A 25,523-nucleotide genomic window follows, 5' to 3' on the forward strand; every position below is an offset into this window, starting at 1 on the left:
CCCCTTTCGAATCGGCGCAGCATAGTTCCGCAAACGCCATAGTGCAACGCATCGAAGTTATCGGGATGCGGCCTTCGACGCATCACCCATGCGTGCGAGCGTCTCGGCCCGGCCGAGCAGCTCGGCGACCTCGAAGATCGGCGGCGACACGGTCGAACCGCTGAGCGCGGCACGCAGGGGTTGGGCAACCTTGCCAAGCTTTTCGCCCTTGTCCTCGGCGAACCGGCGGACACGGGCTTCCAGCGCGGCGGCGGTCCACTCCGGCTCTTGCTCGAAGACGCCGGCGAGTTCGGTGAGCACGGCGCGTCCCGCGTCGTCCAGCAGGGCGCGGGCCTTGTCGTCGTAGGAGAGCGGCCGGGCGGCCACGTAGAAGCGGGCACTCTGGGCCAGATCGACGAGGGTGCGCGCGCGCTGCTTCAGCCCGTTCATGGCGCGCAGCAGCAGGTCGCGCTGCGCGTCGGTGAGGGCGGCGCCCATCTCCTTCTCGATCCGCGGCGCCACGAGGCCGACGAGGCGGGCGTCGTCCGCCTGGCGCAGGTAGTGCGCGTTCAGGCTCTCCAGCTTGGCGAAGTCGAAGCGCGACGGCGAACGGCCGATGCCCTCCAGGTTGAACCACTCGATCGCCTGCTCGGTCGAGATGATCTCGTCGTCGCCGTGCGCCCAGCCCAGGCGCAGCAGGTAGTTGCGTACGGCTTCGGGCAGGTAGCCCATGTCGCGGTAGGCGTCGACGCCCAGCGCCCCGTGCCGCTTCGACAGCTTGGCGCCGTCCGGGCCGTGGATCAGCGGGATGTGCGCGAACTGCGGCAGGTCCCAGCCCATGGCGTTGTAGATCTGGATCTGGCGGAAGGTGTTGGTCAGGTGGTCGTCGCCGCGCACAACGTGGGTGACGCCCATGTCGTGGTCGTCCACCACCACGGCCAGCAGGTAGGTGGGCGTGCCGTCGGCGCGCAGCAGGATCAGGTCGTCGAGCTGCTGGTTCTGCACCCGCACCTCGCCCTGCACGTGGTCCTTCAGCACCGTCTCGCCGGTCTGCGGGGCCTTCAGGCGAATCACGGGGGGCACGCCGGCCGGCGCCTCGGACGGATCGCGGTCGCGCCAGCGCCCGTCGTAGCGCACCGGCTGGCCGGCGGCCTTCTGGGCGGCCCGCATCTCATCCAGTTCCTCGGGACTGGCGTAGCAATGGTACGCCTTGCCCTCGGCCAGCATCTGCTTGGCCACCTCGGCGTGGCGGTCCTTGCGGTCGAACTGCGACACGGCGTTGCCGTCCCAGTCCAAGCCCAGCCACGACAGCCCGTCGAGGATGGCGTCGACGGCGGCCTGCGTGGAGCGGGCGCGGTCGGTGTCCTCGATGCGCAGCAGGAAGGTGCCGCCGTGGTGCTTGGCGAACAGCCAGTTGAACAACGCGGTGCGGGCGCCGCCGATGTGCAGGAAGCCGGTGGGCGACGGGGCGAAGCGGGTGACGACGGTCATTGGAAAACCAAGCTCAAGGGTCGCAGACTTTTGCAGTGCGGTGTGTAGCACAGAACGGCCGGGGGTGGGGGAGTCCCCTTGCAGTGGACCGTCCGAAAAAGTGCAGGACCACGCGGTTCGGCGTATCGTGCGGCATGAGCGAGCGCATCGTCTTCGATGGCGACGGTTTCGAGGAAGGCGCGGCACCGCCGCGGCCGCCGGGCGCGCTCGTCCGCGCGCTGGGGTGGTTTGCCGACCGGCTGCTGGCGGAGCGCGAGCGCTGGGCGCTGTGGGTGCCGGCCGGCATCGGCCTGGGCATCGCCGCCTACTTCGCGCAGCCCATGGAACCGGCGGGGTGGATCGGCGCGGTCGCGGCGGCGGCGTGCGCGGTCGCCGCGTGGATCGGACGGCGGTGGCTGGGCGTGCTCGCGGTTGCCTTGGCGCTGCTCAGCGTGGCGGTGGGATTCGCGGCGGCGCAGTTGCGCACGGCGCTGGTCGAGGCGCCGGTCCTGCGCAAGGAGATCGGGCCGGTGGCGGTCACCGGGCGGGTGGTCGGCGTCGAGGCGCTGGCGCAGGGCAGCCGCATCGTGCTGACGGATCTGGCCGTGGAGCGGCTGGATGCGGGCAAGACGCCGGCGCGCGTGCGCCTGCGGCTGCGCGACGGGCTGCCGGTGCCGCCGGCCGGCGCCATGGTGCGCGCGAAGGCGCTGCTGCACCCGCCACCGGCGCCGGCCGAGCCGGGTGCCTACGATTTCCAACGGCACGCCTTCTTCGACCGCATCGGCGCCGTCGGCACGGCGCTGACCGCGCCCGAGGTGGTGCAGGCGCCGTCGGCGACCGGCTGGCGGGCCTTCGCCGTGTTCCTGGAGGGGCTGCGGCAGACCATCGCCGCGCGCGTCCATGCCGTGCTGCCGGAACCGGCGGCGGCGGTCACCGTGGCCTTGCTCAACGGCCAGCAGACGGGCATTGGCGAGGAGGTGATGGCCGACATGCGCAACAGCGGGCTGGCGCACCTGCTCTCCATCTCCGGGCTGCACATCACGGTTGTGGCCATGCTGGTGTTCGGCGTGGTGCGGGCGCTGCTGGCGCTGGTGGAACCGGTGGCGCTGCGCTGGCCGATCAAGAAGATCGCCGCCGTCGCCGGGCTGCTGGCGGCGGTGGCCTACACAATGCTGGTGGGCGCGCCGGTGCCGACGCTGCGGTCGGTGCTGATGACGGGCGTGGTGCTGCTGGCCATCGTTGTGGACCGCAGCGCGCTCAGCGTGCGGCTGATCGCCTTCGCTGCGGTGGTGGCGCTGCTCGTGGGGCCGGACGAACTGGTGGGGCCGAGCTTCCAGATGTCGTTCGGTGCCGTGCTGGCGCTGATCGCCGCGTACGAGGTGCTGAACCCGCACATCGTGCGCTGGCACACGGGTGCTGGCTGGCTGGGCCGGGCCGCGCTGTACCTGGGCGGGCTGGCGTCGACCAGCGTCGTCGCCACGCTGGCCACCACGCCGTTCTCGCTGTTCCACTTCCAGCAGATCGCCTTCTACGGTGTGTTCGCCAACATGGTGGCGGTGCCGCTGACCTCCTTCTGGGTCATGCCGTGGAGTTTGATCGTCTACCTGCTGATGCCGCTGGGCTGGGAAGGGCCGGCGGTCACGGCCATGGGCTGGGGCGTGACCGGCGTGATCTGGACCGCGAAGGCGGTCAGCGACCTGCCCGGGGCCACCGCCATCGTGCCGGCGATGCCAGTGTGGGGCCTGGTCGCCGTCACCGGCGGCGGGCTGTGGCTGTGCCTGTGGTCCGGGCGCTGGCGGCTGTTCGGTCTGGCCGGCGTCGCGGCGGGCCTGGTCAGCCCGGTCTTCGCCGAGCGGCCGGACGTGCTGGTCTCCGGCGATGGGCGGCTGGTGGCGGTGCGCACGGCGGATGGCGGGCTCAGCCCGTCGACGGCGAACGCGGCGAAGCTGACGGCGCGGATGTGGGCGCACCGCGACGGACGCACCGACGCCGACGAGCCGTGGCCGAAGGCGGGCCGCAGCGTCGACGGCCGGCTGGCCTGCGACGCGCTGGGGTGCGTTTACCGGGCCGGCGGGCGGACGGTCGCGGTGATCCGGCAGGCGGAGGCGCTGGCGGAGGACTGCGGCGGGGTGGACGTGGTGATCAGCACGACCGAAGGGGCGCGGCGCTGCCGGGCACCCCTGGTGATCGATGTCTGGACGTTGCGCCGGGACGGCGCGCACGCGCTGTACCTGGGACCGGACGTGGGACCGGGTGGCGTGCGCGCGGAGAGCGTTCGGGCATGGCGCGGTAGCCGGCCATGGACGGTGCCGTGAGGGAAGGCGCGGCGCCGGGCCGCGCCCGCTCAATACTTGCGGAAAAGCCCCACCAGCTTGCCCTGCACGCGCACGCGGTCGGCGCCGAAGATGCGTGTCTCGTAGGCGGCGTTGGCGGGCTCCAGCGCGATGGTGTTGCCCTTGCGGCGCAGGCGCTTCAGCGTCACCTCGCCATCGTCCACCAGGGCCACCACGATGGTGCCGTTCTCGGCCGTCTCGCAGCGCTGGATGACCACCGTGTCGCCGTCGAGGATGCCGGCCTCGACCATCGAGTCGCCCGCCACTTCCAGCGCGTAGTGTTCGCCGGTCGTCAGCATGCTGGCCGGGATATCCACGGTGTTGGAGTTGTCGCGCAACGCCTCGATCGGCGTGCCGGCGGCGATGCGGCCGTAGAGGGGAAGCTGCACCGTCTCCGCCGCCGCATGGAGCTCGCGGCCGGACACGTCGCGTCCAGACAGGGCGCCGGAAAAGTCGCCCTTGATGACGTTCGGCTGGAACTTGGCGCGGGCCGGCCGGCCCGCGCCGCTGCCACGGGCCGCTTCGAGGCCTTCGGGCAGTTTGACCACCTCCAGCGCCCGGGCGCGGTGCGGCAGGCGGCGGATGAATCCGCGCTCCTCCAGGCCGGTGATCAGGCGGTGGATGCCTGACTTCGACTTCAGGCCCAGCGCGTCCTTCATCTCGTCGAAGGAGGGCGACACGCCACCCTGGCCCAGCCGCTCGTGGATGAAGAGCAACAGCTCGTGCTGCTTGCGAGTGAGCATTTGTGCCTCCCGGCGGTCGCCGTACTAGATCTGGAACAAAAGCAAAACGCTTGCAGCTTGTTCTAGTTTGGTTCTGGGCTTCCGTCAAGCGCCGGCTTTGCGGATCGGCGTGGAAATTTCGGCAGGACTCGAGATCAAAAAGACCGCTCGGGACCAAAAGACCGCCCGGACCAAAAGACCGCTCAGACCGAAAGGCAGCCGCCGGACAGGGGAATGATCTCCACCCCGTCGCCCGGCCGGGCGGGCGGCGCGTGCGGCGGGCGGACGATCAGCGCGTCGGCCTTCGCCATGCGCGACATCATCGCGCTGTCCTGGCGCGGGAAGGGTGTGACCGCCGGATCCCCTCCGGCGACGGGCGTCAGCGTGGCGCGCACGTAGTCGGCGCGGTCGTCGCAGGCGGGCAGGGCGCCGTCGAGTCGGGCGGCGCGGGTCGGCTCGTCCGCCGGAAGACCCTGGAGTGCTCGCAACAAGGGCTTGAGGAACAGCACGGCGGCCACGGCCGACGACACCGGGTTGCCGGGCAGACCCAGCAGCCGGCCGGCGCCCATGGCGGCGTCCATGCGGCCGAACATCACCGCCTTCCCCGGCCGCATGGCGATGCGGTGGAAGTCGAGGTCGCCGCCCAGCACGTCCCGCACGTGGTCGTGATCGCCCTCCGAGGCACCACCGGAGGTGACCAGCAGGTCGCAGCCGGCGGCACCCCTGGCCATCTCCGCCAGCGCCTCCGGCGTGTCGCCGGCCACGCCGAGGAAATGCGGCACGCCGCCTTCCGCCGCCACCAGCGCCGACAGGAAGAAGGCGTTGGAGCTGACGATCTGGCTGGGACCCAGCGGCTCGCCGGGCAGGCGGATCTCGTCGCCGGTGGGCAGCACCGCGACGCGCGGCCGGCGGTGCACGCGCAGCCACGGCACGTTGGCGGCGGCGGCCAGCCCGACGTCGCGCGCGGTCAGGCGCCGGCCGGCCGGCAGCACCGCCTCGCCCGCCTGGAAGTCCAGGCCCGCGGGGCGCACGAACTTGCCGGGCTTCGGCGCGACCGGGATGCGGACGGCGTCGCCGTCGGCCGCCACGTCCTCCTGCATCACCACGGCGTCCGCGCCGTCGGGCAGGGGGGCGCCGGTGAAGATGCGCACCGCCTGTCCGGGGCCGACGGTGCCGGAGAAGGCATGCCCGGCGGCGGATTCGCCGATCGGGCGCAGCGTGACGGGCGATGCGTCGGAGGCCCCCGCGAGGTCGGCGGCGCGGACGGCCCAGCCGTCCATGGAGGAGGACGCGAACGGCGGCTGGGTCAGCCGCGATACCACCGGTTCCGCCAGCACGCGCCCGAGCGCTTCGTGCAGCCCGACCGTCTCCGCCGGCAGCGGCGGGCAGTGGGTCAGCATGCGGGCGAGCGCCTCAGCGACGGAGATCATGCGGCCGGCACCGCCCACTCGCCGCTCTTGCCGCCGGCCTTGTGGACCAGCTGCACGCCGGTGATGGTCATGCCGCGGTCCACCGCCTTGCACATGTCGTAGACGGTCAGCGCGGCGACGGAGACGGCGGTCAGCGCCTCCATCTCCACGCCGGTGCGGCCCTTCAGCTTGCAGGTGGCGGTGACGTCCACGGCGTTGCGGTCGGGATCGCAGGTCAGGTCGACCTTGACCGAGGTGAGCGCCAGCGGGTGGCAGAGCGGGATCAGGTCCGGCGTGCGCTTGGCGCCCATGATGCCGGCCAGCCGCGCCACCGACAGCACGTCGCCCTTCTTGACGCCGCCCTCCATGATCAGCGTCAGCGTCTCCGGCTGCATGATCACCGAACCGCGCGCGGTGGCCGTGCGCTCCGTCTCGTCCTTGTCGGAGACGTCGACCATCACGGCGCGCCCCTCGCTGTCGAAATGGGTGAAGCCGCTCATCGAACTCCCTCTTCCACAAGGATTTTTTCCATGAACACGCTGCGCTCCAGCGGCGGGTAGTCGCCGAACGGGCCGCGTTCGGCGAAGCCGGCGGCGGCGTAGAGGCGGATGGCCTCCGGCTGCGCGACGCCGGTCTCCAGGCGCAGGACCGGCAGGCCGAGCGCCCGCGCTTCCGCCTCCAGCCGCTCCAGGACGCGGCGGCCGATGCCGGCGCCCCGCGCCTCGGGCCGCACGTACATGCGTTTCACCTCGCCGTAGCCGGCGTCGAGGCGCAACGCGCCGCAGCCGAGCGCCGCCCCGTCGCGGCGGGCGACGAAGAAACGGATGTCATCGGCCGCCAGCGTCTCCACGTCGAGGAGATAGTTCTCCTCCGGCGGATAGAGCGCGTCGAGGTGCGCGTCCAGGTTGGCGATCAGCGCGATCACCTCAGGCTGGCGTGGGTCCTCGAGGCTGACCGTGACGTCGGACATGCAGCGTCCTCAGGCCGGCGCCAACAATGCCTTGGTCGCGGCGGTGACGTCGTCCTGGCGCATCAGGGATTCGCCGACCAGGAAGCACTTGGCGCCCACGGCGGCCATGCGGGCGAGGTCGGCGGGGGTGTTCAGGCCGCTCTCGGCGACCAGCATGCGGTCGGCGGGCACGCCGGCCGACAGCTCCACCGTGGTCGCAAGATCGACCGCCAAGGTCTTGAGATTGCGGTTGTTCACGCCCAGGAGCGGCGTCTTCAGTTTAAGCGCGCGCTCCATCTCCGGCGCGTCGTGCACCTCGACCAGCACGTCCAGACCGTAGTCGCCGGCGGCCGCCTCCAGCTCGGCCGCCTGGGCGTCGTCGAGGGCGGCCATGATCAGCAGGATGCAGTCGGCACCCAGCGCGCGGGCCTCGGCCACCTGATAGACGTCGAGCATGAAATCCTTGCGCAGCACCGGCAGGTCGACGGCGGCGCGGGCGGCGACGAGGTATTCGTCCTTGCCCTGGAAGTACGGCTCGTCGGTCAGCACCGACAGGCAGGTGGCGCCGCCGGCGGCGTAGGCGCGGGCCAGCGTGGGCGGGTCGAAGTCGGCGCGGATCAGGCCCTTGGATGGGCTGGCCTTCTTGATTTCGGCGATCAGGCCGTAGCGGCCGGCGGCCACCGTGCGGCGCAGCGCGGCGATGAAGCCGCGCGGCGGCGACGCGGCGCGGGCGGCGGCCTCGACCTCGGCGAAGGGACGGGCGGCCTTGCGGGCGGCGACGTGGGCGCGCTTGTCGGCGCAGATCTTTGCCAGAACGTCACTCATTCGGCCGGCACCGTCTCGTGGGTGATGGTAACGAGGCGGTGCAGGACCGTGCGCGCCGCCCCGGAATCAATGGCATGGCGGGCGATCTCGACACCCTGCTTAAGGTCATTCGCCTGCCCGGCGACGATCAGCGCGGCGGCCGCGTTCAGCAGCACGATGTCGCGGTAGGCGCCGGGCACACCGTCGAACAAGGCGCGCAGCGCCTCGGCATTGTGGGCGCCGTCGCCGCCCTTCAGGTGCTCCGGCCGGGCCAGGAAGATGCCGGCCTCCTCCGGGTGCACCTCGAACACAGTGACCTCGCCGTCCTTCAGCTGAGCGACGGTGGTCGGGCCGGTGGTGGTGATCTCGTCCAGCCCGTCGGCGCCGTGCACCACCCAGGCGGACTCGGACCCCAGACGCTTCAGCACGTGCGCCAGCGGCTCCACCCACTGCTTGGCGAAGACGCCCAGCAGCTGGCGCTTGGCGCCGGCCGGGTTGGACAGCGGGCCCAGCAGGTTGAAGATGGTGCGCGTGCCCAGCTCCACGCGGGTCGGGCCGACGTTGCGCATGGCGAGGTGGTGGCGCGGCGCCATCAGGAAGCCGAACTTCGCCTCCCACAGGGCCTTCTTCACCAGCGCCATGTCGCAGTCGAGGTTGACGCCGACGGCGGCCAGCACGTCCGCCGCACCCGACTTCGACGACAGCGCGCGGTTGCCGTGCTTGGCCACCGGCACCCCGCAGGCGGCGGCGATCAGGGCCGCGGCCGTGGAGATGTTGAAGGTGCCGGCGCCGTCACCGCCGGTGCCGCAGGTGTCGATGGTGCCGGGCGGCGCCTCGATCGGCAGGGCCTTGGCCCGCATGATGCGGGCACCGCCGGTGATCTCCTCCACCGTCTCGCCGCGCACGCGCAGCGCCATCAGGAAGCCGCCCATCTGCGACGGCGTGGCGTTGCCGGACATGATGATGTCGAAGGCGAACTCCGCCTCCGGCTCGGTCAGCGCGTTGCCGGCGGCCACCTTGGCGAGGATGGCCTTCATGTCGGTGATGTCGCCGTGCGGTGCGCTCATGCCACGGTCTCCAGCCGGCGGGTCAGCGAGAGAAAGTTCTGCAGGATGGTGTGGCCGTGCTCGCTCTCGATGCTCTCCGGGTGGAACTGCACGCCGTGGATCGGCAGCTCGCGGTGGGCCAGCGCCATGATCAGGCCGTCGGCCGTCTCGCCCGTCACCTCCAGGCAGGAGGGCAGCGTCGCGCGCTCGACGATCAGCGAGTGGTAGCGGGTGGCGCGGAACGGCGAGGGCAGGCCCTTCAGGACACCCTTGCCCTGGTGGAACATGCTGTCGACCTTGCCGTGCATCGGCACCGGGGCGCGCACCACGTCGCCGCCGAACGCCTGGCCGATGGCCTGATGCCCCAGGCACACGCCCATCAGTGGCAGCCGCACCTTGGCGGCGGCGTCGATGAGGGGCAGGCAGATGCCGGCCTTGTCCGGGTCGCAGGGGCCGGGCGACAGCAGGATGCCGTCGGGCCGCAACGCCAGCGCCTCCTCCACCGTCAGCGCGTCGTTGCGCCGGACGACCACGTCGGCGCCCAGCTCGCCCAGGTAATGGACGAGATTGTACGTGAAACTGTCGTAGTTATCGATGAGGAGCAGCATAGAGGCCACCGGCGTTCCGGCATCGTTCCCGAAGGGGCCTACCCTAACCGGCCGGGGTGCGGATTTCCAGCCTCGCGGGACGTGCAAGGACTCTGTTGCAGCAAGCGGCGGCCGGTGCCACCCTCCCCGACGCCCCCAGGAGACCGTACAGCCCATGACCGCCGGCATCGCCGCCCATCGCCCGGAGCCCGCCTGATGGCCCGCCGACGCGCCCGTCCGGCCGGCAAGCGGCTGACCGCGACTCCGTTCCTGCTGGCGCTGGGCGCCGTGGCGGTGGTGTTCGGCGTGGCCGTCGGCGGCACGCTGTTGAGTGGCCGGACAGCGCCGGCCAAGGCGGTGACGCCGGTCGCGGCCAGCATGCCTGCGCCGCCGACGCCGCCCGCCGTGGTGGACCTGCCGCCGGTCACCGAACCGGAGCCGGGGATGCCGGTCGAGGAGGTGGAGGTCGCCCCGCCGCCGGCACCGCCCGCCCCGCCGCCGCCGGCACCCGTGCAGGCGGCGCTGCTGCCCCCGCCCGTGCCGGCGGCGCCGGGGGCCCTGCCGCTGTGGCGCAGGAACGCCTTGCCGTTCGCGGTGCCGCAGGGCGCGCCGGCGATCGCCGTCGTCATCGACGACCTGGGCGTGGACCGCAAGCGCTCGGCCCGCACGGTGAAGCTGCCCGGCCCGCTGACGCTGGCGTGGCTGCCCTACGCCGAGCAGCTGCGCGAGCAGACCCGCGCCGCGCAGGCCGCCGGGCACGAGCTGCTGCTGCACCTGCCCATGGAGCCCAGCGTGCACGCCGACCCCGGCCCGGACGCGCTGTTGACGCGCCTGGACCGGGCGGAGATCCAGCGGCGCGTCGCCCAGGCGTTGGCGAGCTTCGACGGCTACGTCGGCATCAACAACCACATGGGCAGCCGCTTCACCGCCGACCGCGCGGCCATGGCGCCGGTGCTGGGCGAGATCCAGCGGCGCGGCCTGCTGTGGATCGACAGCCGCACGACGCCGAACAGCGCCGGAATGGTGCTGGCCCAGGAGATGCGCATGCCGCACGCCGGGCGCGACATCTTCCTGGACAACGTGCAGAGCGTGGCCGCGGTGCGCGCCCAACTCGCTAAGACGGAGGTGGTGGCGCGCCGTCAGGGCTTCGCCATCGCCATCGGCCACCCGCACGACGCCACGCTGGAGGCGCTGGCGGCGTGGCTGCCCGACGTGAAGAAGCGCGGCTTCACGCTGGTGCCCGTCAGCGCCGTCGTGCGCGCCCGCTGTTCCTGCTGACGTGTTCAACGACCAAGAAGGGATCGGATCATGGCTGAGAAGTACAAGGTGGATGGGATGACCTGCGGCGGCTGCGTGCGCTCCGTCACCAACGCCATCACCAAGGCCGCACCCGGCGCTGCGGTGACCGTCGACCTGCCGGCGGGTGTCGTGTCCGTGGACGGCGCGCCGGCCGATAAGGTGAAGGCGGCGGTCGAAGGCGCCGGGTTCGACTTCAAGGGGGCTGCATAAGCGAGGGCGTTACAGCGCCGGCTTCTTCCGCTTCCACACCAGCACGCCCAGCGCCCAGGCCAGCGACACGGCCAGCGCGGCGGTCAGCGCCCAGGCGCGGCCGGCGGACTCGGCCAGCAGGTGCAGGGTGAGGATGCACAGGAAGAAGCCGGGGTTGGTGATCAGCGCGCTGCGCATCGCCGCGGCCACCGCCGCCCCGCCCAGGCGCAGGTGCAGGATCACCACCAGACTGGACAGCGCGATCGGATAGATGGCGCCGATGCCCGTCGCCGCCGGGCCGATGGCGCGGCTCAGCGACGTCACCGTCGCCACCAGCACGCCGACCAGCAGGGCGCGCAGCGGCATGTCGTACCAGCGCGCCGGGGCGGCGGTCTTCCTCAGCTCCGGGATCGGCCGGCGCACCAGAGGGAAGGCGAGGGCGTAGAAGGCCAGCACGAGCGGCACCGCCGTCCACACCGTCCAGTCCGCCACCGCCTGCAGGGCGGCGGCCAGCGCGATCCACACGGCCGAGGCGACGCCCAGCGTGACCGCCAGGGAACGGTGGGGGGCGAAGCGGACCAGCAGCACCAGGAAGGTGATCATCGCCGCGTTGCTGGCGAGGCTGGAGAGCGCCGTGGCGGCGATGAAGCGGTCGTCGTGCTCGACCGCCAGGATGACGTAGGCCGGACCGGTGGAGACGGGCAGGGTGGCGATGACGCCACCGAAGAACGGCCCCGCCTTCTCGGCGACGACGGACGCCAGCACGACGACCAGCGCCGCGCCCAGCACCTTGACCAGCAGGGCCAGCCAGACGGCGTCGGGCGGTGCGACGTCAGGCGGCACGTCAGGCCCGCGCCGCCGCCTTTACCGTTTCCTCGGCGGCGCGGATCAGCGCCTTGGCCTTGTTGACGGTCTCCTGGTACTCGGCCTCGGGGTCGCTGTCGGCGACCACGCCGCCGCCGGCCTGGACGTACATGGTGCCGTCCTTCAGCACGGCCGTGCGCAGCGCGATGCAGGTGTCCATGGCGCCCGAGGCGCCGAAGTAGCCGACGCAGCCGGCGTAGACGCCGCGCCGGGCCTTCTCCAGCTCGTCGATGATCTCCATGGCGCGGACCTTCGGCGCGCCCGACACCGTGCCGGCGGGGAAGCCTGCGACCAGCGCGTCCAGCGCGTCGTACTTCGGGTCCAGTTCGCCCTCGACGTTGGAGACGATGTGCATGACGTGGCTGTACAGCTCCACGATCATCTTCTGCGTCACCTTGACGGTGCCGATCTTGGCGACGCGCCCCACGTCGTTGCGGCCGAGGTCCAGCAGCATCAGGTGCTCGGCCAACTCCTTCGGATCGCTCAGCAGGTCGTCGGCCAGCGCTTGGTCCTCCTCCGGCGTGGCGCCGCGCTTGCGGGTGCCGGCGATGGGGCGGATGGTCACCTTGCCGTCGCGCACGCGCACCAGGATCTCCGGGCTGGAGCCGACGATCGACAGCTCGCCGAAGTCCAGGTGGAAGAGGAACGGCGACGGGTTCAGGCGGCGCAGCGTGCGGTACAGCGCCAGCGGCGACAGCTTGAACGGGATGCGGATGCGCTGGGACGGCACGCACTGGAAGATGTCGCCGGCGCGGATGTACTCCTTCGCCCGCTCCACCATCGCGTGATACTCCTCGCGCGTGGTGTTGGAGGTCCAGGCCAGCGGCAGGCCGGCCTCCGTGCGCGGCTCGCGGCGGTAGGGCAGCGGGCGCTCCAGGTCGGCGACGGCGTCGGCGAGGCGCTCGCACGCACGCCCATAGGCGGCCTCGGCCGACACGCCGGCCTCCGGCCACACCGGCGTCACCAGCATGACCGAATCCGTGACGCTGTCGAAGATGGCGACCAGCGACGGGCGCGTCAGGATGGCGTCGGGGATGCCCAGCTCGTCCGGGTTGTCGTCCGGCAGCCGCTCCATTAGCCGGACCATGTCGTAGCTGAGGTAGCCGAACAGGCCGGCGGCCATCGGCGGCAGCTCGGCCGGCAGGTCGATGCGGCTCTCGTTGATCAGCGCCCGCATCACCTCCAGCGGCGCGCCGTCGCACGGCTCGTACGCGTTGGCGTCGAACAGCGCGCGGCGGTTGATCTCCGAACCGTCGCGGCGGCAGCGCCAGACGACGTCCGGCTTGAAGCCGATCACCGAATAGCGGTCGCGGCGCGACCCGGCGCCGCGCTCCGCCGACTCCAGCAGGAAGCCGAACGGCCGTCCGTCGGCCAGCTTGAGGTAGGCGGAGACCGGCGTCTCCAGGTCGCTCACCAGCGTGGTCCAGACCACCTGCGGCCGGCCTGCCTCGTAGGCGGAATCGAAGGCGGGGGATTCGGGCAGGACCTTCACGGCGGCGACTCCGGCTGGCGGCTTGTTGGCGGGCTTACTGGTTGACGGGGTACATCTGGTCGATGAGGGCGCGGTGCACCTCCACCGGATACTGCTGGCGCAGCGCCTCGGCGAACTGGGTCATGATGTCGCCCTCGACACCCCGGTGGACCGAGTCCTCGACGGCGGCGAGCGGCGCGTCGGGGGCGGCCGGATCGGCGGGGATGACCTCCTTCAGGCGGGCGACGATCTGCTTGTCGCCGGCCGCACCGGTGACCACGTCCTCCGGCTTGGCGGCGAACAGCTGGCGGACGAGGTCGGCCGACAGGCCTTCCACCGCGCGGGCGTCGCGGGTGAAGGGGGCAGTCATGGCGAAGCTGCCGCCGGCCTTGGCGGCCAGATCCTGGGCGCCGCCCTCGTTGCCGGCCTTCAGCTTCTCGGCCACTTCCTTGGCCTTAGCGGCGGCGCGCGCGGCGCGCTCCTCCTCCTGCCAGCCGGCGACCACATCGGCCTTCACCTCGGCCAGCGGGCGGACGGCGGCGGGGGTGACGCCGTCGACGTGCACCGCGAAGAAGCGGTTGTCCGCCGTCTCGACGACGTTGGAGGTGCGGCCCTGGGCGAGGCCGAAGGCGGTCTTCACCACCTCGGCCACATTGGCGACGCCGGTGACGGCGCTGCCGTCCGGGGCCTTGCCGGTGCTGTCGACCGACGGGATGGAGACGGTCTTCAGGCCCTGGCCCTGAGCGACCTCGGTCAGCGTGGCGCCGCCGGCCAGCGCGTCGTCCAGGCGGTTCGACACCTCGTACAGGCGGTCGGCGGCCTTCTCGCGCTTGAGCTGGGCGAGCAGCGGCTCGCGCACCTCCTCGAAGCTCTTGTGGGCGCCCGGCTGCACGGCGGTGACCACGGCCACGTGCCAGCCCAGGCCGCTCTTGATCGGCGCGCTGGCCTGGCCCTGGGGCAGGGCGAAGACGGCCGGGCCGATCTCCGGCAACTCCTGCGCGGTGATGGAGTCGAGGGTCAGCGGCTCGGTCCCGGCGGCCTTGGCGGCGTCGGCGAGGCTCTGGCCGCCGCGCGCGGCGTCGGCGATCTGCTTGGCCTTATCCTCGGCGTCGACGACGACCATCTGCACGCTGCGTCGCTCGGGCGTGGTGAACTCCTCGTTGCGCTCGTCGAAGGCGGCGCGGAGCTGCTCGTCGGTGACCGTGACGTCCTTGGCGAGGTCGTCGGCGGACATCTGGAGAACCGTCAGCGTGCGGTATTCCGGGGCGGTGAAGCGGACCTGATGGTCCTCGTAATAGCGCTGGACGGCGGCATCGTCGGGCGTGCCGACGTCGCCGACGCTGGCGTTGGGGATGGTGATCACCTCGGCCACGCGCTTTTCCTGGCGGAAGCGGAACAGCTCGTCCACCAGCGGCTTGGGCGCCACGGCGCCGCCGCCGACGGCGCCGGACACCATCTCGCGCGCGATCTCGCGGCGCAGGATCTGCACGTAGCCGTCCTCGCTCAGGCCGTTCTGGCGCAGGATCTGCTGGAACAGCGTGGCGTTGAAGCGGCCCTGCTGGTCGCGGAAGGCGGGTTCCTCGGCGATGCGCTGGCGCACCGTCTCAACGCCCACCGACAGGCCGGCGTCCTTGGCGGCGAGGTCGTACAGGCTGCGCTGCACCAGCGTGGATATCGCTTGGTCCAGCACGCCGAACTGGCGCGCCTGATCGACCGTGAGCGTGCCGCCGAACAGCGGGCGCAGCCGCTCCATCTGGCGGCGGAACTCCTGGTCCACCTCGTTGCGGCCGACCTCGACCGGCCCGACCTCGATCATCGTGTTCGACGTGCCGCCTTGGCGGACCACGTCGCCGATGCCCCAGACGGCAAAGCTGGCGATGAGCAGGACGAACAGGATCTTGACGACCCACGAACCGGCGAAGGAGCGGATGAACTGGAGCATGGCACCCGAAATGCGCAGCGATCAGGCCCCCTTGGGGCCGGGCCGCGCATCATAGAAAGGCCATGGGGGCGCGGCAACCGCCGATTTGCCCGATTCAGCGGCGGTACAGCGCGTCCACGTCCAGCGCGATCCCCGGCGGGTCGAGCGTGAGCGTTCCGGCGGCGTGGATGCTGGTGTGGATGGTGCCGTCGGCATCGCGGCGGTGGTGGATGACGGCCGGGCGCTCCGTCTTCACCAGGAGGTAGTGCATGAGGCCGGGCAGGCGGAAATAGTCCTCCAGCTTGGCCCCGGCATCGCGGGCGCGGGTGCTGGGCGAGAGGACCTCGACAACGATGACCGGATTCGCAGCGGCGACGGCGTCGTCGGGCAGCGGCGGGCCGCAGTTCACGACCGCGTCGGGCTCATAGTCGGTGTCGTCGTCGATCTCCACGGTCATGCCGTCCGGCAGGGCCTCGCAGGGCAGGCCGAGGCGGCGGATCTCGGTGTCGAGCGCCTGCCAGACCCGGGCTTTGAGGCGGGCGTGGGCGGCCCGTTCCGGCGCCATGGCGACGGGTTCGCCGGCCACGCGTTCGAAGTGCGCGCCGTCCGGCTGCTCCTCCAGCCAGCGCCGGTAGATTTCCCGTGTCATACGATCGGACATGCGTGCCTCCGGGCCGCGTGATCAGACATCAACATACCGGGCAGCCGGGGCGCTCACAAGTTGCGCCACGAGGGCTACCGGCTGCCCACCCCTCCGCCCGTCTGGAAAATCGCCCGCACCCCTGCTAGAAGGCGCCACATTCGAATTTCACGCAATCGCCCTCGGGAGGGACCGCAAGCCATGGCCGCACGCCGCAAGCTGATCGCCGGGAACTGGAAGATGAACGGGCTGAAGGCCGATGGCCTCGCGCTGGCCTCGGACCTCGCGGGGCGGGTGAAGGGTGCGGGCGCCGTGCCGTTCGACATGCTGGTGTGCCCGCCGTTCCCGCTGCTGTTCCCGGTCGGCGACGCGGTCAAGGGCAGCGGCGTGGCGCTGGGCGCCCAGGACTGCCATGCCAAGCAGAAGGGTGCGCACACCGGCGATGTCAGCCCGGTGATGCTGAAGGACGCCGGCTGCGCCTACGTCATCCTCGGCCATTCCGAGCGGCGCGCCGACCACGGCGAATCCGACGCGGTGGTGAACGCCAAGACCGTCGCCGCGCACAAGGAAGGCCTGATCGCCATCGTCTGCGTCGGCGAGACGGAGGCGCAGCGCGACGCCGGCACGCAGACCGACGTGGTCGGCAGCCAGCTCGCCGGCTCGCTGCCGGAGGGCACGACGGCCGAGAACACCGTCGTCGCGTACGAGCCGGTGTGGGCCATCGGCACCGGCAAGACCGCCACGCCGGACGACGTGGCCGCCATGCACGCCTTCATCCGTGGCGAGCTGGCCAAGCGGTTCCCGGACGCCGACAAGATGCGCGTCCTCTACGGCGGTTCGGTGAAGCCGTCCAACGCGGCGGAGCTGATGGCGACGGAGAACGTCGACGGCGCGCTGGTCGGCGGGGCGTCGCTGGTGGCGGACGATTTCTGGGCCATCGCCACGAGTTGCCGCTAGCATCCCCGCGCCGGGCGCGCTAAAACAGTGGGGCTGCGCGCCGCGGGCCACGTCACACGGGTCCGCGGCGCGCTATCGGTTTGGGAGGGGGCTGCCCCTCCGCTGCGGGAATTCTGAGGAACACGGTTCATGCACGCGGTGATTCTGGTCATTCACCTGCTGATCGCGCTCGCGCTGGTCGGCGTCATCCTGATCCAGAAGTCGGAGGGCGGCGGGCTCGGCATCGGCGGCGGCACCATGGGCGGCATGATGACCGCGCGCGGCACCGCCAACCTGCTGACGCGCACCACGGCGATCCTGGCGGGCTGCTTCATGGTGACCAGCATCGTGCTCGCCATCATGGCCGGCGCCACGGGCAAGCCGACGTCGATCATCGACACGATCCCGGCGCAGCCCGTGCAGCAGCAGGCCCCCGCCGCCCCGGCCTCTCCGGCGCCGCCGGTCGCCCAGTAGGCGGAGGCTCCAGCGTCGGCAGACGGAGTGAGGAGAGGCGGCCCTTCCAAGCCGCCTCTTTCCTTTAAGGCAGAGCCTAATCGGTCCAACGGTTTCAAGTTCAGGGTCTTCGGACGATCATGACTCGGTACATCTTCATCACCGGTGGCGTCGTCTCCTCGCTGGGCAAGGGCCTGGCGTCGGCGGCGCTGGGGGCGCTGTTGCAGGCGCGCGGCTACAAGGTCCGGCTGCGCAAGCTCGACCCCTACCTGAACGTCGACCCGGGCACCATGAGCCCGTACCAGCACGGCGAGGTCTACGTCACCGACGACGGTGCCGAGACCGACCTCGACCTCGGCCATTACGAGCGCTTCACCGGCGTGGCCGCGCGCAAGGGCGACAACATCACCACGGGCCGCATCTATTCGAACGTCATCGCCAAGGAGCGGCGCGGCGACTACCTGGGCGCCACCGTCCAGGTGATCCCGCACGTCACCGACCAGATCAAGGAGTTCATCGGCGCCGACACGGACGACGAGGACTTCATCCTCTGCGAGATCGGCGGCACCGTCGGCGACATCGAGTCGCTGCCCTTCCTGGAAGCCATCCGCCAGTTCGGCAACGAGGTGGGGCCGGAGCGCGCGCTGTTCGTCCACCTGACGCTGCTGCCCTACATCCCCACCGCCGGCGAGCTGAAGACCAAGCCGACCCAGCACTCAGTCAAGGAACTGCTGGGCGTGGGCATCCAGGCCAACATCCTGCTGTGCCGCGCCGACCGGCCGATTCCGGAGAACGAGCGCCGCAAGATCGCGCTGTTCTGCAACATCCGGCCCGAGCGCGTCATCGCCGCGCTGGACGTCGACAACATCTATCAGGTGCCGATCAGCTACCACGAGGAAGGGTTCGACACGCAGGTGCTGGCCTATTTCGGCCTGCCCACCGCGGGCGAGCCGGACCTGTCGCGCTGGAGCACCATCGTCGAGCGCGTGCGCAAGCCGCAGGGCGAGGTGACCATCGCCGTGGTCGGCAAGTACACAAGCCTGCTCGACAGCTACAAGTCGCTGGCCGAGGCCCTGTCGCACGGCGGCATCGCCAACAACGTCAAGGTCAAGCTGGACTGGATCGATTCGGAGATCTTCGAGACCGACGGGGCCGTCCAGCGCCTGGAAGGCGTGCACGGCATCCTGGTGCCGGGCGGCTTCGGGTCGCGCGGCACCGAGGGCAAGATCGAGGCGGCCAAGTTCGCGCGCGAGCGCAAGGTGCCGTACTTCGGCATCTGCTTCGGCATGCAGATGGCGGTGATCGAGGCGGCGCGCAATCTGGCCGGCATCGTCGACGCCGGCTCCACCGAGCTGGGCAAGCCCGGCAACCCGGTGGTCGGCCTGCTGACCGAATGGCTGCGCGGCAACCAGCTGGAGAAGCGGTCGGAGGCCGGCGACCTCGGCGGCACCATGCGCCTGGGCGCCTACCCGGCGCGCCTGCTGCCCGATTCGAAGGTCGCGGACATCTACGGCGCGACGGCCATCTCCGAGCGGCACCGCCACCGTTACGAGGTGAACGTCTACTACAAGGACCGGCTGGAGAAGTGCGGCATGCTGTTCTCCGGCCTGTCGCCGGACGGTGAGCTGCCGGAGATCGTCGAGATCCCCGACCATCCCTGGTTTATCGGCGTGCAGTTCCATCCGGAGCTGAAGTCGAAGCCGTTCGACCCGCACCCGCTGTTCACGTCGTTCATCAAGGCGGCGATCGAGCAGAGCCGGCTGGTCTGAGAATCGTCTGGGAATCGAAAGGCGCCGTCCTCCCCATGGGAGGACGGCGCCTTTTTGCTTGCTTCAGGCGATCTTCTCGACGCTGCCGTCCAGCGCCATCAGCAGCAGCTCGACGCCCAGGTCGGGGTGCTTCTCGCGGATCTTCATGCCGAGTTTGCCCAGGATCTCGGCGTGCACGGCGGTCTCCTTGGCCGGGTCGCCCTTCAGGTCCTGGCCCAGGAAGACCTTGTAGGCGCCGCAGTCGCGGTGATCCATCACGATCACCTTCTTGATGCCGTGCAGGGCCTTGGCGACCTCCACGTGCTTGAAGAAGGTCTCGCCCCAGGCGGGTTCCTTCTCGGTCAGGGCGCCCAGGCCGGCGCCGGCCAGGATCACGTGGTCGTAGTTGTTGTTCAGGCCGCGGCCGTCCATGTAGCGGACCACGTCGTCGACCAGCCGGTAATCCATGCAGGAGAGCAGCAGCGCCTCCACGTTGCCGGCCGCGGCCGCGTGACGCAGCGGCGTGGCGCTGAGCAGCATGGCGCCGCCGCCCAGCGCGGCGAGTTTCAGGAAGGTGCGGCGATCGCCGGTGGTCTGGCGGTCGTGGCAAGAACAGTCAGCGTGATCGTGATGCATCGGCGCCTCGCTTTGCATGCAAATGATGCGCAAGCATAGCCGCTGAACGTTTAAAAAATGCCAATACTCCGCGTTTCTGGAAATGAAGTTCCAGTAACCGCATGATGAAACGGTAATGTGACGCGGCCGGGAAGCCGGATTTTTCCTGCGGTTAACGGCCTTCCGCGCCACTCTCGCGCCGGGCCCGCCATCGCTCGCGCGTCTGGCCCCACACCTCGACGGGGGCGTTTTCGTGCGGCGGCGGCAGGCGGCCGGGGCCGCGCAGTGTGGAGCCGAGCTTTTGGGCCACCATCTGCGACGCGGTGTTGGCCGGATCGATGGTGTGGATCACCTCGGTCCAGCCGAGGGCGTCGAACGCCCAGTCGATGGTCGCGGCGGCACCTTCGGTGGCATAGCCCTTGCCCCAATGCTCGCGCGCGATGCCCCATCCGACCTCGGTGCCGGGCCAGCCTTCCGGCATCCAGGGGCCGAGGCGGCCGACCCAGCGCCCGGTGGCCTTTTCGATCACCGAGAACATGGAGAAGCCCAGGATCCGCCACGATCCGGCCATGGACAGGAAGGTGCGGAAGGCGATGGCGCGGGGCTGCGCGCCGCCCAGGAAGCGGGCGGCCTCCGCATCGGCCATGAAATCGGCCCAGGCGTCGAAATCGTCCCGGACGGGAAGGCGCAGGATCAGGCGCGGGGTTTCCAGGACGGGCTCGGTCACGCGATCGTCTCCGCTCGTTGGTGTACGGCGACGTGCGTAGCGCGTCTCGCGCGCCGGCGCCATTGCCGTGTGATCGCGGCGTCCCACCTTTCGTGGCGATGCGCGAGCGAGGGCCGGGCCACGGCCCCGAATTTACGAGAGGGAAGAGACATGGGCGAGGTGACCATCACGGCCGCCGACGGCGGCGCGTTCTCCGCCTACGTCGCCAAGCCGGCCACGCTGCCGGCGCCGGGCGTCGTCGTCATCCAGGAGATCTTCGGCGTCAACGCGGTGATGCGCGGCGTGTGCGACGACCTTGCGGCGCAGGGCTACGTCGCCGTCTGCCCGGACCTGTTCTGGCGGCAGGAACCGGGCATCCAGCTCACCGACAAGACGCAGGACGAGTGGAACCGGGCCTTCGCCCTGATGAAGGGCATGGACCAGGACAAGGCGGTGGAGGACCTGAAGGCGGCGCTGGCGTGGCTGCGCGGCGGCCAGGACTGCACAGGGAAGGTGGGCACGGTCGGCTACTGCCTGGGCGGGCGGCTGGCGTTCATGATGGCCATGCGCTCCGACGCCGACTGCAACGTCAGCTACTACGGCGTCGGGCTGGACGCGCTGCTGGGCGAGGCGGGCAACATCACCAAGCCGCTGCTGATGCACGTGGCGGAGAAGGACAAGTTCGCCACGCCGGAGGTTTTGCAGAAGCTCACCGCCGGCCTTTCGGGCAACCCGCACGTGGCGCTGCACGTCTACGCGGGCGCCGACCACGCCTTCGCCCGTCCCGGCGGCGAGCATTACGACAAGGCTGCCGCCGACCTGGCCAACGGCCGCACGAGCGCCTTCTTCAAACAGCATCTCGGTTGACCCCGCCCCCCATTTTCTGGGATGCAAGGGCCCCCGGCCCTTGCCGGGAGAGTGCGAGAGGGCGGCGCCCTCTCGCAAGTCCTGTCAGGAGCAGCGCCCATGACCACCCCGAAGACCGTCCAGATCGGCAGCATTTCCATCGCCAACGACCGGCCGTTCGCGCTGATCGCCGGCCCCTGCCAGATGGAGAGCCGCGAGCACGCGCTGGAGATGGCGGCGGCGCTGAGCGAGGCGTGCGGCAAGCTGGGCATCGGGCTGATCTACAAGTCCTCCTTCGACAAGGCCAACCGCACCTCCATCCACACCGCGCGTGGCCTGGGGCTGGACAAGGCGTTGCCGATCTTCGCCGAGGTGAAGGAGCGGTTCGGCTGCCCCGTGCTGACCGACGTGCACGAGACGCACCACTGCGCGGCGGTGGCCGAGGTGGTGGACGTTCTGCAGATCCCCGCCTTCCTGTGCCGGCAGACCGACCTGCTGGTCGCCGCCGCGCAGACGGGGCGGGCGGTGAACGTCAAGAAGGGCCAGTTCCTCGCCCCCTGGGACATGAAGAACGTGGCCGCCAAGCTGGTGGCCGCCGGCAACGAGCGGGTCATGCTGTGCGAGCGCGGCGCCAGCTTCGGCTACAACACGCTGGTCAGCGACATGCGGGCATTGCCGATCATGGCGGAGACCGGCTTCCCAGTGGTGTTCGACGCCACCCATTCCGTGCAGCAGCCCGGCGGGCAGGGCACCACCTCGGGCGGCCAGCGGGAGTTCGTGCCGGTGCTGGCGCGCGCGGCCATCGCGGTGGGCGTGGCCGCCGTGTTCATGGAGACGCACCAGGACCCCGACAACGCGCCATCCGACGGCCCGAACATGATCCCCATCAAGGAGATGCCGGCCCTGCTGGCGCGGCTGCAGGCGTTCGACCGGCTGGCCAAGGGGCTGTGACGAAAGGTCCGACATTGGCTTTCAGCCAAGGAGGCATGCCGAAAGAGGCGCCATCCGCCCCTTGCCACGCAAGGTCACAGGGGCTATCAGTCCCCCCGCGCCCGAAACGCGCCCGAAATGCGGAGGAACTAGCACGATGAGCGCCATCACCGACATTCACGCCCGCGAAATTCTGGACAGCCGCGGCAACCCGACCGTCGAGGTCGACGTCACGCTGGAGTCCGGCGCGTTCGGCCGCGCGGCCGTTCCCTCGGGCGCCTCGACCGGCGCGCACGAGGCCGTCGAGCTGCGTGACGGCGACAAGTCCCGCTACGGCGGCAAGGGCGTCCAGAAGGCGGTCGAGTCGGTCAACGGCGAGATCTTCGACGCGCTGTCGGGCCTGGACGCCGCCAGCCAGCGCGCCATCGACATGGCGATGATCGAACTGGACGGCACCCCCAATAAGGCCCGCCTGGGCGCCAACGCCATCCTGGGCGTGTCGCTGGCCGTCGCCAAGGCCTCGGCGGAAGAGGCGGCGCTGCCGCTCTACCGCTACGTGGGCGGCGCCTTCGCCTCGCTGCTCCCCGTTCCGATGATGAACATCATCAACGGCGGCGCACACGCCGACAACCCGATCGACATCCAGGAATTCATGATCATGCCGGTGGGTGCGGCCACCGGTGCCGACGCCATCCGCATGGGTGCGGAGATCTTCCAGTCGCTGAAGAAGAAGCTGAAGGACGCCGGCCACAACACCAACGTCGGCGATGAGGGCGGCTTCGCCCCGAACCTCGCTTCCACCGACGAGGCGCTGGGCTTCGTGATGAAGGCCATCGAGGCGGCCGGCTACAAGCCGGGCGACGACGTCATGCTGGCGCTCGACGCCGCCTCGACCGAGTTCTTCAAGAACGGCAGGTACGAGCTGGAGGGCGAGGGCAAGTCGCTGACCCCCGACCAGATGGTGAAGTACTGGTCCGACCTCGTCGGCCGCTATCCGATCATCTCGATCGAGGACGGCATGTCCGAGGACGACTGGGAGGGCTGGAAGGCGCTGACCGACGCCATCGGCAACAAGGTGCAGCTGGTCGGCGACGACCTGTTCGTCACCAACCCCAAGCGTCTGGCCGACGGCATCAAGAAGGGTGTGGCCAACTCCATCCTGGTGAAGGTCAACCAGATCGGTACCCTGTCGGAGACGCTGGAAGCCGTCGACATGGCGCACAAGGCCGGCTACACGGCCGTGCTGTCGCACCGTTCGGGCGAGACCGAGGATTCGACCATCGCCGATCTGGCGGTCGCCACCAACTGCGGGCAGATCAAGACCGGCTCGCTGAGCCGTTCGGACCGTCTGGCCAAGTACAACCAGCTGATCCGCATCGAGGAGCAGCTGGGCACCGCCGCCCGCTTCGCCGGCCGCGGCATCCTGAAGGGCTGATCCGGCACCTTTGTCGGACGGGAAGGCGAGGGGCTCCGGCCCCTCGCTTTTTTCGTTCGTGGACCGGACGATTGACAGGGCGATCCTCCTGCCATACGCTTGCGTATGGTTCAAGAAACGGGAGGGACGCCGATGACCGCCTTCAAGCCCAGGGACCCGGATTTCGAGGCCCGCGTGCGCGACAGCTTCGCCCGGCAGACGATGATGAACACCATCGGCGCCGAGATTGTGGAGTTGGCTCCGGGCGTGTGCACCCTGGGCATGGGCTACCGCCGCGACCTGTGCCAGCAGCACGGTTACCTGCACGCGGGCGTCACAACGACGCTGGCCGATTCGGCGGCGGGCTACGCGGCGTTCAGCCTGTTCCCGGCGGGCTCCTCGGTGCTGACGGCGGAGTTCAAGATCAACCTGCTGGCACCGGCCGCCGGGGAGCGCTTCCTGGCCCGCGGCCGGGTGGAGAAGTCCGGCCGCACGCTGACGGTCGTGCGGTCGGAGGTGTTCGCGGTGGACAAGGACGGCGTGGAGCGCTCCATCGCGCTGATGCTGGCGACGATGATGTGCCTTGCGGATACGGCGGATTCCTAAAGGCTCGGCAGCAATCCCTCTCCGGCCATCCCCAGGAACGCCCCGGCGCTGACCAGGTCCTTCGCCGCCGCGATGTCCGGCGCCATGCGGCGGTCGTGCTCGGCGAAGGGCACGCGGGCGCGCAGCAGGGCCATGGCCTCGCGCAGGGCCGGGCTGGTCTCCAGGGGTGCCCGCAGGCCGATGCCCTGGGCCGCCGCCAGCAGTTCGATGGCGAGGATGCCGGCAAGGTTGTCGGCCATGTCGGACAGGCGGCGGGCGGCGTGCGTCGCCATGCTGACGTGGTCCTCCTGGTTGGCGGAGGTCGGCAGGCTGTCGACGCTGGCGGGGTGGGCCATCTGCTTGTTCTCGCTGGCGAGCGCCGCGGCGGTGACCTGGGCGATCATGAAGCCGCTGTCCAGCCCGCCCTCGCGCACCAGGAACGGCGGCAGGCCGGACAGGTTGGCGTCCATCAGCAGCGCCGTGCGCCGCTCCGACCGCGATCCCGTCTCGGCGATGGCCAGCGCCAGAACGTCGGCGGCCATGGCGACGGGCTCGGCATGGAAGTTGCCGCCGGACAGGATCTCGCCGGTGTCGGCGAAGACCAGCGGGTTGTCGGACACGGCGTTGGCCTCGCGCTCCAGCACGCCCGCCGCGAAGCGCAGGTGGTCGAGCACGGCGCCCATCACCTGCGGCTGGCAGCGCAGGCTGTAGGGGTCCTGCACCGTGCCGTGGTCGCCGCGGTGGGACTCGCGGATGCCGCTGCCCTGGAGCAGGCGGCGGTAAACGGCGGCGACGTCCGCCTGCCCAGGCTGGCCGCGCAGGGCGTGGATGCGCGCGTCGAACGGCCCGTCGCTGCCCAGCGCCGCGTCGACGCTGAGCGATCCCGCCACCAAGGCTGCCGCGAACGCGTCCTCCGCCGCGAACAGGCCGAGCAGTGCCAGCGCGGTGGACACCTGCGTGCCGTTGAGCAGCGCCAACCCTTCCTTTGCCTCCAGTTCCATCGGCGCCAAGCCGGCGCGCGCCAGGGCGTCGGCCGCCGGCAGGCGCTCGCCGCCGACGTCGGCCTCGCCTTCGCCGATCAGCACGCCCGTGAGGTGCGCCAGCGGCGCCAGATCGCCCGACGCACCGACCGAGCCCTTGGCCGGCACCACCGGCAGCACGCCGTGGTTGTAAAGCGCCAGCAGCGCGTCGATGACCTCCGGCCTGATGCCGGAATGGCCGCGCGCCAGCGCGTTGGCCTTCAGCGCCAGGATCAGCCGCACCGCCGCCGCCGGCAGGTCCGGCCCCGTCCCGGCGCTGTGCGACAGCACCAGCCGCCGTTGCAACTCGCGCACCTTGTCCGGCGGGATGCGGCGCTTCGCCAGCAGGCCGAACCCGGTGTTCACGCCGTACACCGGCCGCTCCCCCGCCGCCGCCTGTGCCACGGTGCGCGCCGACGCCGCAATGGCAGGCCGGCAGGCGGCATCCAGTTCCAGCCGGGGCGCGGACCGCGCGATGCGGCGCAGGTCGGCCAGGGTGAGCCGGCCGGGATCGAGGGTGAACGTCGCGGTCATGGGCACCTCCGGGTGTCGCCTTCCTCAAAGATGAGGTGCGCCCGGCTGTGACGC

25 protein-coding genes are annotated in these 25,523 nt (G+C 70.8%); 10 read left to right on the plus strand and 15 right to left on the minus strand.

From position 1 onward, the window contains the following. Positions 1–57: 57 nt before the first annotated feature. The gene (gltX, locus tag VED21_RS04320; RefSeq protein WP_324881088.1) at positions 58–1,470 is read right to left on the minus strand and encodes a glutamate--tRNA ligase; all 1,413 of its coding nucleotides are present in this window, start codon (positions 1,468–1,470) and stop codon (positions 58–60) included. A 134-nt stretch (positions 1,471–1,604) separates the two neighbouring features. Here gltX and VED21_RS04325 point away from each other — a divergent pair, with 134 nt between their 5' ends. Further along, the gene (locus tag VED21_RS04325; protein WP_324881089.1) at positions 1,605–3,764 is read left to right on the plus strand and encodes a ComEC/Rec2 family competence protein; all 2,160 of its coding nucleotides are present in this window, start codon (positions 1,605–1,607) and stop codon (positions 3,762–3,764) included. Between the two features lie 29 nt (positions 3,765–3,793). Here the strand turns inward: VED21_RS04325 and lexA are convergent, their stop codons facing one another. The 7 genes from lexA to VED21_RS04360 all read right to left on the minus strand — a co-directional run bounded on the left by lexA (position 3,794) and on the right by VED21_RS04360 (position 9,320). Beyond that, on the minus strand, positions 3,794–4,525 hold the full coding sequence (gene lexA / locus VED21_RS04330) for a transcriptional repressor LexA (protein ID WP_324881090.1): 732 nt from the start codon (positions 4,523–4,525) through the stop codon (positions 3,794–3,796). A 182-nt stretch (positions 4,526–4,707) separates the two neighbouring features. Next, positions 4,708–5,934 (minus strand): gephyrin-like molybdotransferase Glp, encoded by a 1,227-nt coding sequence (gene glp / locus VED21_RS04335; protein ID WP_324881091.1) that lies wholly within the window; start codon positions 5,932–5,934, stop codon positions 4,708–4,710. After that, positions 5,931–6,413, minus strand: coding sequence for a cyclic pyranopterin monophosphate synthase MoaC (gene moaC, locus VED21_RS04340; protein WP_324881092.1), 483 nt, complete (start codon positions 6,411–6,413; stop codon positions 5,931–5,933). The genes glp and moaC overlap by 4 nt, the downstream gene beginning before the upstream one ends. Continuing rightward, positions 6,410–6,883: a GNAT family N-acetyltransferase gene (locus VED21_RS04345; RefSeq protein WP_324881093.1), complete on the minus strand. Its 474-nt coding sequence runs from the start codon at positions 6,881–6,883 to the stop codon at positions 6,410–6,412. The genes moaC and VED21_RS04345 overlap by 4 nt, the downstream gene beginning before the upstream one ends. Before the next feature lie 9 nt (positions 6,884–6,892). Continuing rightward, positions 6,893–7,687 carry an indole-3-glycerol phosphate synthase TrpC gene (gene trpC, locus VED21_RS04350; protein ID WP_324881094.1) on the minus strand — a complete coding sequence of 265 codons (795 nt, stop codon included), beginning with the start codon at positions 7,685–7,687 and terminating at the stop codon, positions 6,893–6,895. Next, the gene (gene trpD / locus VED21_RS04355) at positions 7,684–8,733 is read right to left on the minus strand and encodes an anthranilate phosphoribosyltransferase (RefSeq protein WP_324881095.1); all 1,050 of its coding nucleotides are present in this window, start codon (positions 8,731–8,733) and stop codon (positions 7,684–7,686) included. The genes trpC and trpD overlap by 4 nt, the downstream gene beginning before the upstream one ends. Then, complete coding sequence (locus VED21_RS04360; RefSeq protein WP_324881096.1) at positions 8,730–9,320, minus strand: aminodeoxychorismate/anthranilate synthase component II; 591 nt, start codon at positions 9,318–9,320, stop codon at positions 8,730–8,732. The genes trpD and VED21_RS04360 overlap by 4 nt, the downstream gene beginning before the upstream one ends. 195 nt (positions 9,321–9,515) lie before the next feature. On the opposite strand from VED21_RS04360, the gene VED21_RS04365 reads away from it, so the two are divergent. Together VED21_RS04365 and VED21_RS04370 are read left to right on the plus strand one after the other, a co-directional pair. Beyond that, the gene (locus VED21_RS04365; RefSeq protein ID WP_324881097.1) at positions 9,516–10,577 is read left to right on the plus strand and encodes a divergent polysaccharide deacetylase family protein; all 1,062 of its coding nucleotides are present in this window, start codon (positions 9,516–9,518) and stop codon (positions 10,575–10,577) included. A gap of 30 nt (positions 10,578–10,607) precedes the next feature. Beyond that, on the plus strand, positions 10,608–10,808 hold the full coding sequence (locus VED21_RS04370; RefSeq protein ID WP_324881098.1) for a heavy-metal-associated domain-containing protein: 201 nt from the start codon (positions 10,608–10,610) through the stop codon (positions 10,806–10,808). A gap of 9 nt (positions 10,809–10,817) precedes the next feature. On the opposite strand, the gene VED21_RS04375 is transcribed toward VED21_RS04370, so the two are convergent. From VED21_RS04375 to VED21_RS04390, 4 genes are all read right to left on the minus strand, one after another. Continuing rightward, on the minus strand, positions 10,818–11,630 hold the full coding sequence (locus tag VED21_RS04375) for a hypothetical protein (protein WP_324881099.1): 813 nt from the start codon (positions 11,628–11,630) through the stop codon (positions 10,818–10,820). Position 11,631: 1 nt separating this feature from the next. Beyond that, entirely contained in the window at positions 11,632–13,143 is a 1,512-nt protein-coding gene (gene trpE, locus VED21_RS04380) for an anthranilate synthase component I (RefSeq protein WP_324881100.1), read from the minus strand. A gap of 34 nt (positions 13,144–13,177) precedes the next feature. After that, entirely contained in the window at positions 13,178–15,064 is a 1,887-nt protein-coding gene (locus VED21_RS04385) for a SurA N-terminal domain-containing protein (protein ID WP_324881101.1), read from the minus strand. 94 nt (positions 15,065–15,158) lie between these two features. Then, positions 15,159–15,704: a Uma2 family endonuclease gene (locus tag VED21_RS04390; protein WP_324881102.1), complete on the minus strand. Its 546-nt coding sequence runs from the start codon at positions 15,702–15,704 to the stop codon at positions 15,159–15,161. Between the two features lie 180 nt (positions 15,705–15,884). On the opposite strand from VED21_RS04390, the gene tpiA reads away from it, so the two are divergent. The 3 genes from tpiA (at position 15,885) to VED21_RS04405 (ending at position 18,841) form a co-directional block, all read left to right on the plus strand. Then, entirely contained in the window at positions 15,885–16,640 is a 756-nt protein-coding gene (tpiA, locus tag VED21_RS04395) for a triose-phosphate isomerase (RefSeq protein ID WP_324881103.1), read from the plus strand. Between the two features lie 129 nt (positions 16,641–16,769). Beyond that, positions 16,770–17,093 carry a preprotein translocase subunit SecG gene (gene secG / locus VED21_RS04400; RefSeq protein WP_324881104.1) on the plus strand — a complete coding sequence of 108 codons (324 nt, stop codon included), beginning with the start codon at positions 16,770–16,772 and terminating at the stop codon, positions 17,091–17,093. Positions 17,094–17,212: 119 nt separating this feature from the next. Further along, positions 17,213–18,841 carry a CTP synthase gene (locus VED21_RS04405; protein ID WP_324881105.1) on the plus strand — a complete coding sequence of 543 codons (1,629 nt, stop codon included), beginning with the start codon at positions 17,213–17,215 and terminating at the stop codon, positions 18,839–18,841. A gap of 63 nt (positions 18,842–18,904) precedes the next feature. On the opposite strand, the gene VED21_RS04410 is transcribed toward VED21_RS04405, so the two are convergent. Together VED21_RS04410 and VED21_RS04415 are read right to left on the minus strand one after the other, a co-directional pair. Next, complete coding sequence (locus tag VED21_RS04410; RefSeq protein ID WP_324881106.1) at positions 18,905–19,456, minus strand: carbonic anhydrase; 552 nt, start codon at positions 19,454–19,456, stop codon at positions 18,905–18,907. Between the two features lie 151 nt (positions 19,457–19,607). Then, on the minus strand, positions 19,608–20,162 hold the full coding sequence (locus VED21_RS04415) for a GNAT family N-acetyltransferase (RefSeq protein WP_324881107.1): 555 nt from the start codon (positions 20,160–20,162) through the stop codon (positions 19,608–19,610). A gap of 150 nt (positions 20,163–20,312) precedes the next feature. Here VED21_RS04415 and VED21_RS04420 point away from each other — a divergent pair, with 150 nt between their 5' ends. From VED21_RS04420 to VED21_RS04435, 4 genes are all read left to right on the plus strand, one after another. After that, positions 20,313–21,008 carry a dienelactone hydrolase family protein gene (locus VED21_RS04420; RefSeq protein ID WP_324881108.1) on the plus strand — a complete coding sequence of 232 codons (696 nt, stop codon included), beginning with the start codon at positions 20,313–20,315 and terminating at the stop codon, positions 21,006–21,008. A 99-nt stretch (positions 21,009–21,107) separates the two neighbouring features. Further along, entirely contained in the window at positions 21,108–21,938 is an 831-nt protein-coding gene (kdsA, locus tag VED21_RS04425) for a 3-deoxy-8-phosphooctulonate synthase (RefSeq protein WP_324881109.1), read from the plus strand. A gap of 136 nt (positions 21,939–22,074) precedes the next feature. Then, positions 22,075–23,352, plus strand: a complete 1,278-nt coding sequence (gene eno, locus VED21_RS04430; RefSeq protein WP_324881110.1) for a phosphopyruvate hydratase — start codon at positions 22,075–22,077, stop codon at positions 23,350–23,352. Between the two features lie 132 nt (positions 23,353–23,484). Continuing rightward, positions 23,485–23,937: a PaaI family thioesterase gene (locus tag VED21_RS04435; RefSeq protein WP_324881111.1), complete on the plus strand. Its 453-nt coding sequence runs from the start codon at positions 23,485–23,487 to the stop codon at positions 23,935–23,937. On the opposite strand, the gene hutH is transcribed toward VED21_RS04435, so the two are convergent. After that, a complete protein-coding gene (gene hutH / locus VED21_RS04440; RefSeq protein ID WP_324881112.1) occupies positions 23,934–25,469 on the minus strand; it encodes a histidine ammonia-lyase in 1,536 nt (511 codons plus the stop codon). The genes VED21_RS04435 and hutH overlap by 4 nt on opposite strands. Positions 25,470–25,523: the final 54 nt, after the last annotated feature.

Source organism: Azospirillum sp. (genome assembly GCF_035627195.1).
In the GTDB taxonomy this organism is placed as follows: Bacteria; Pseudomonadota; Alphaproteobacteria; order Azospirillales; family Azospirillaceae; genus Azospirillum.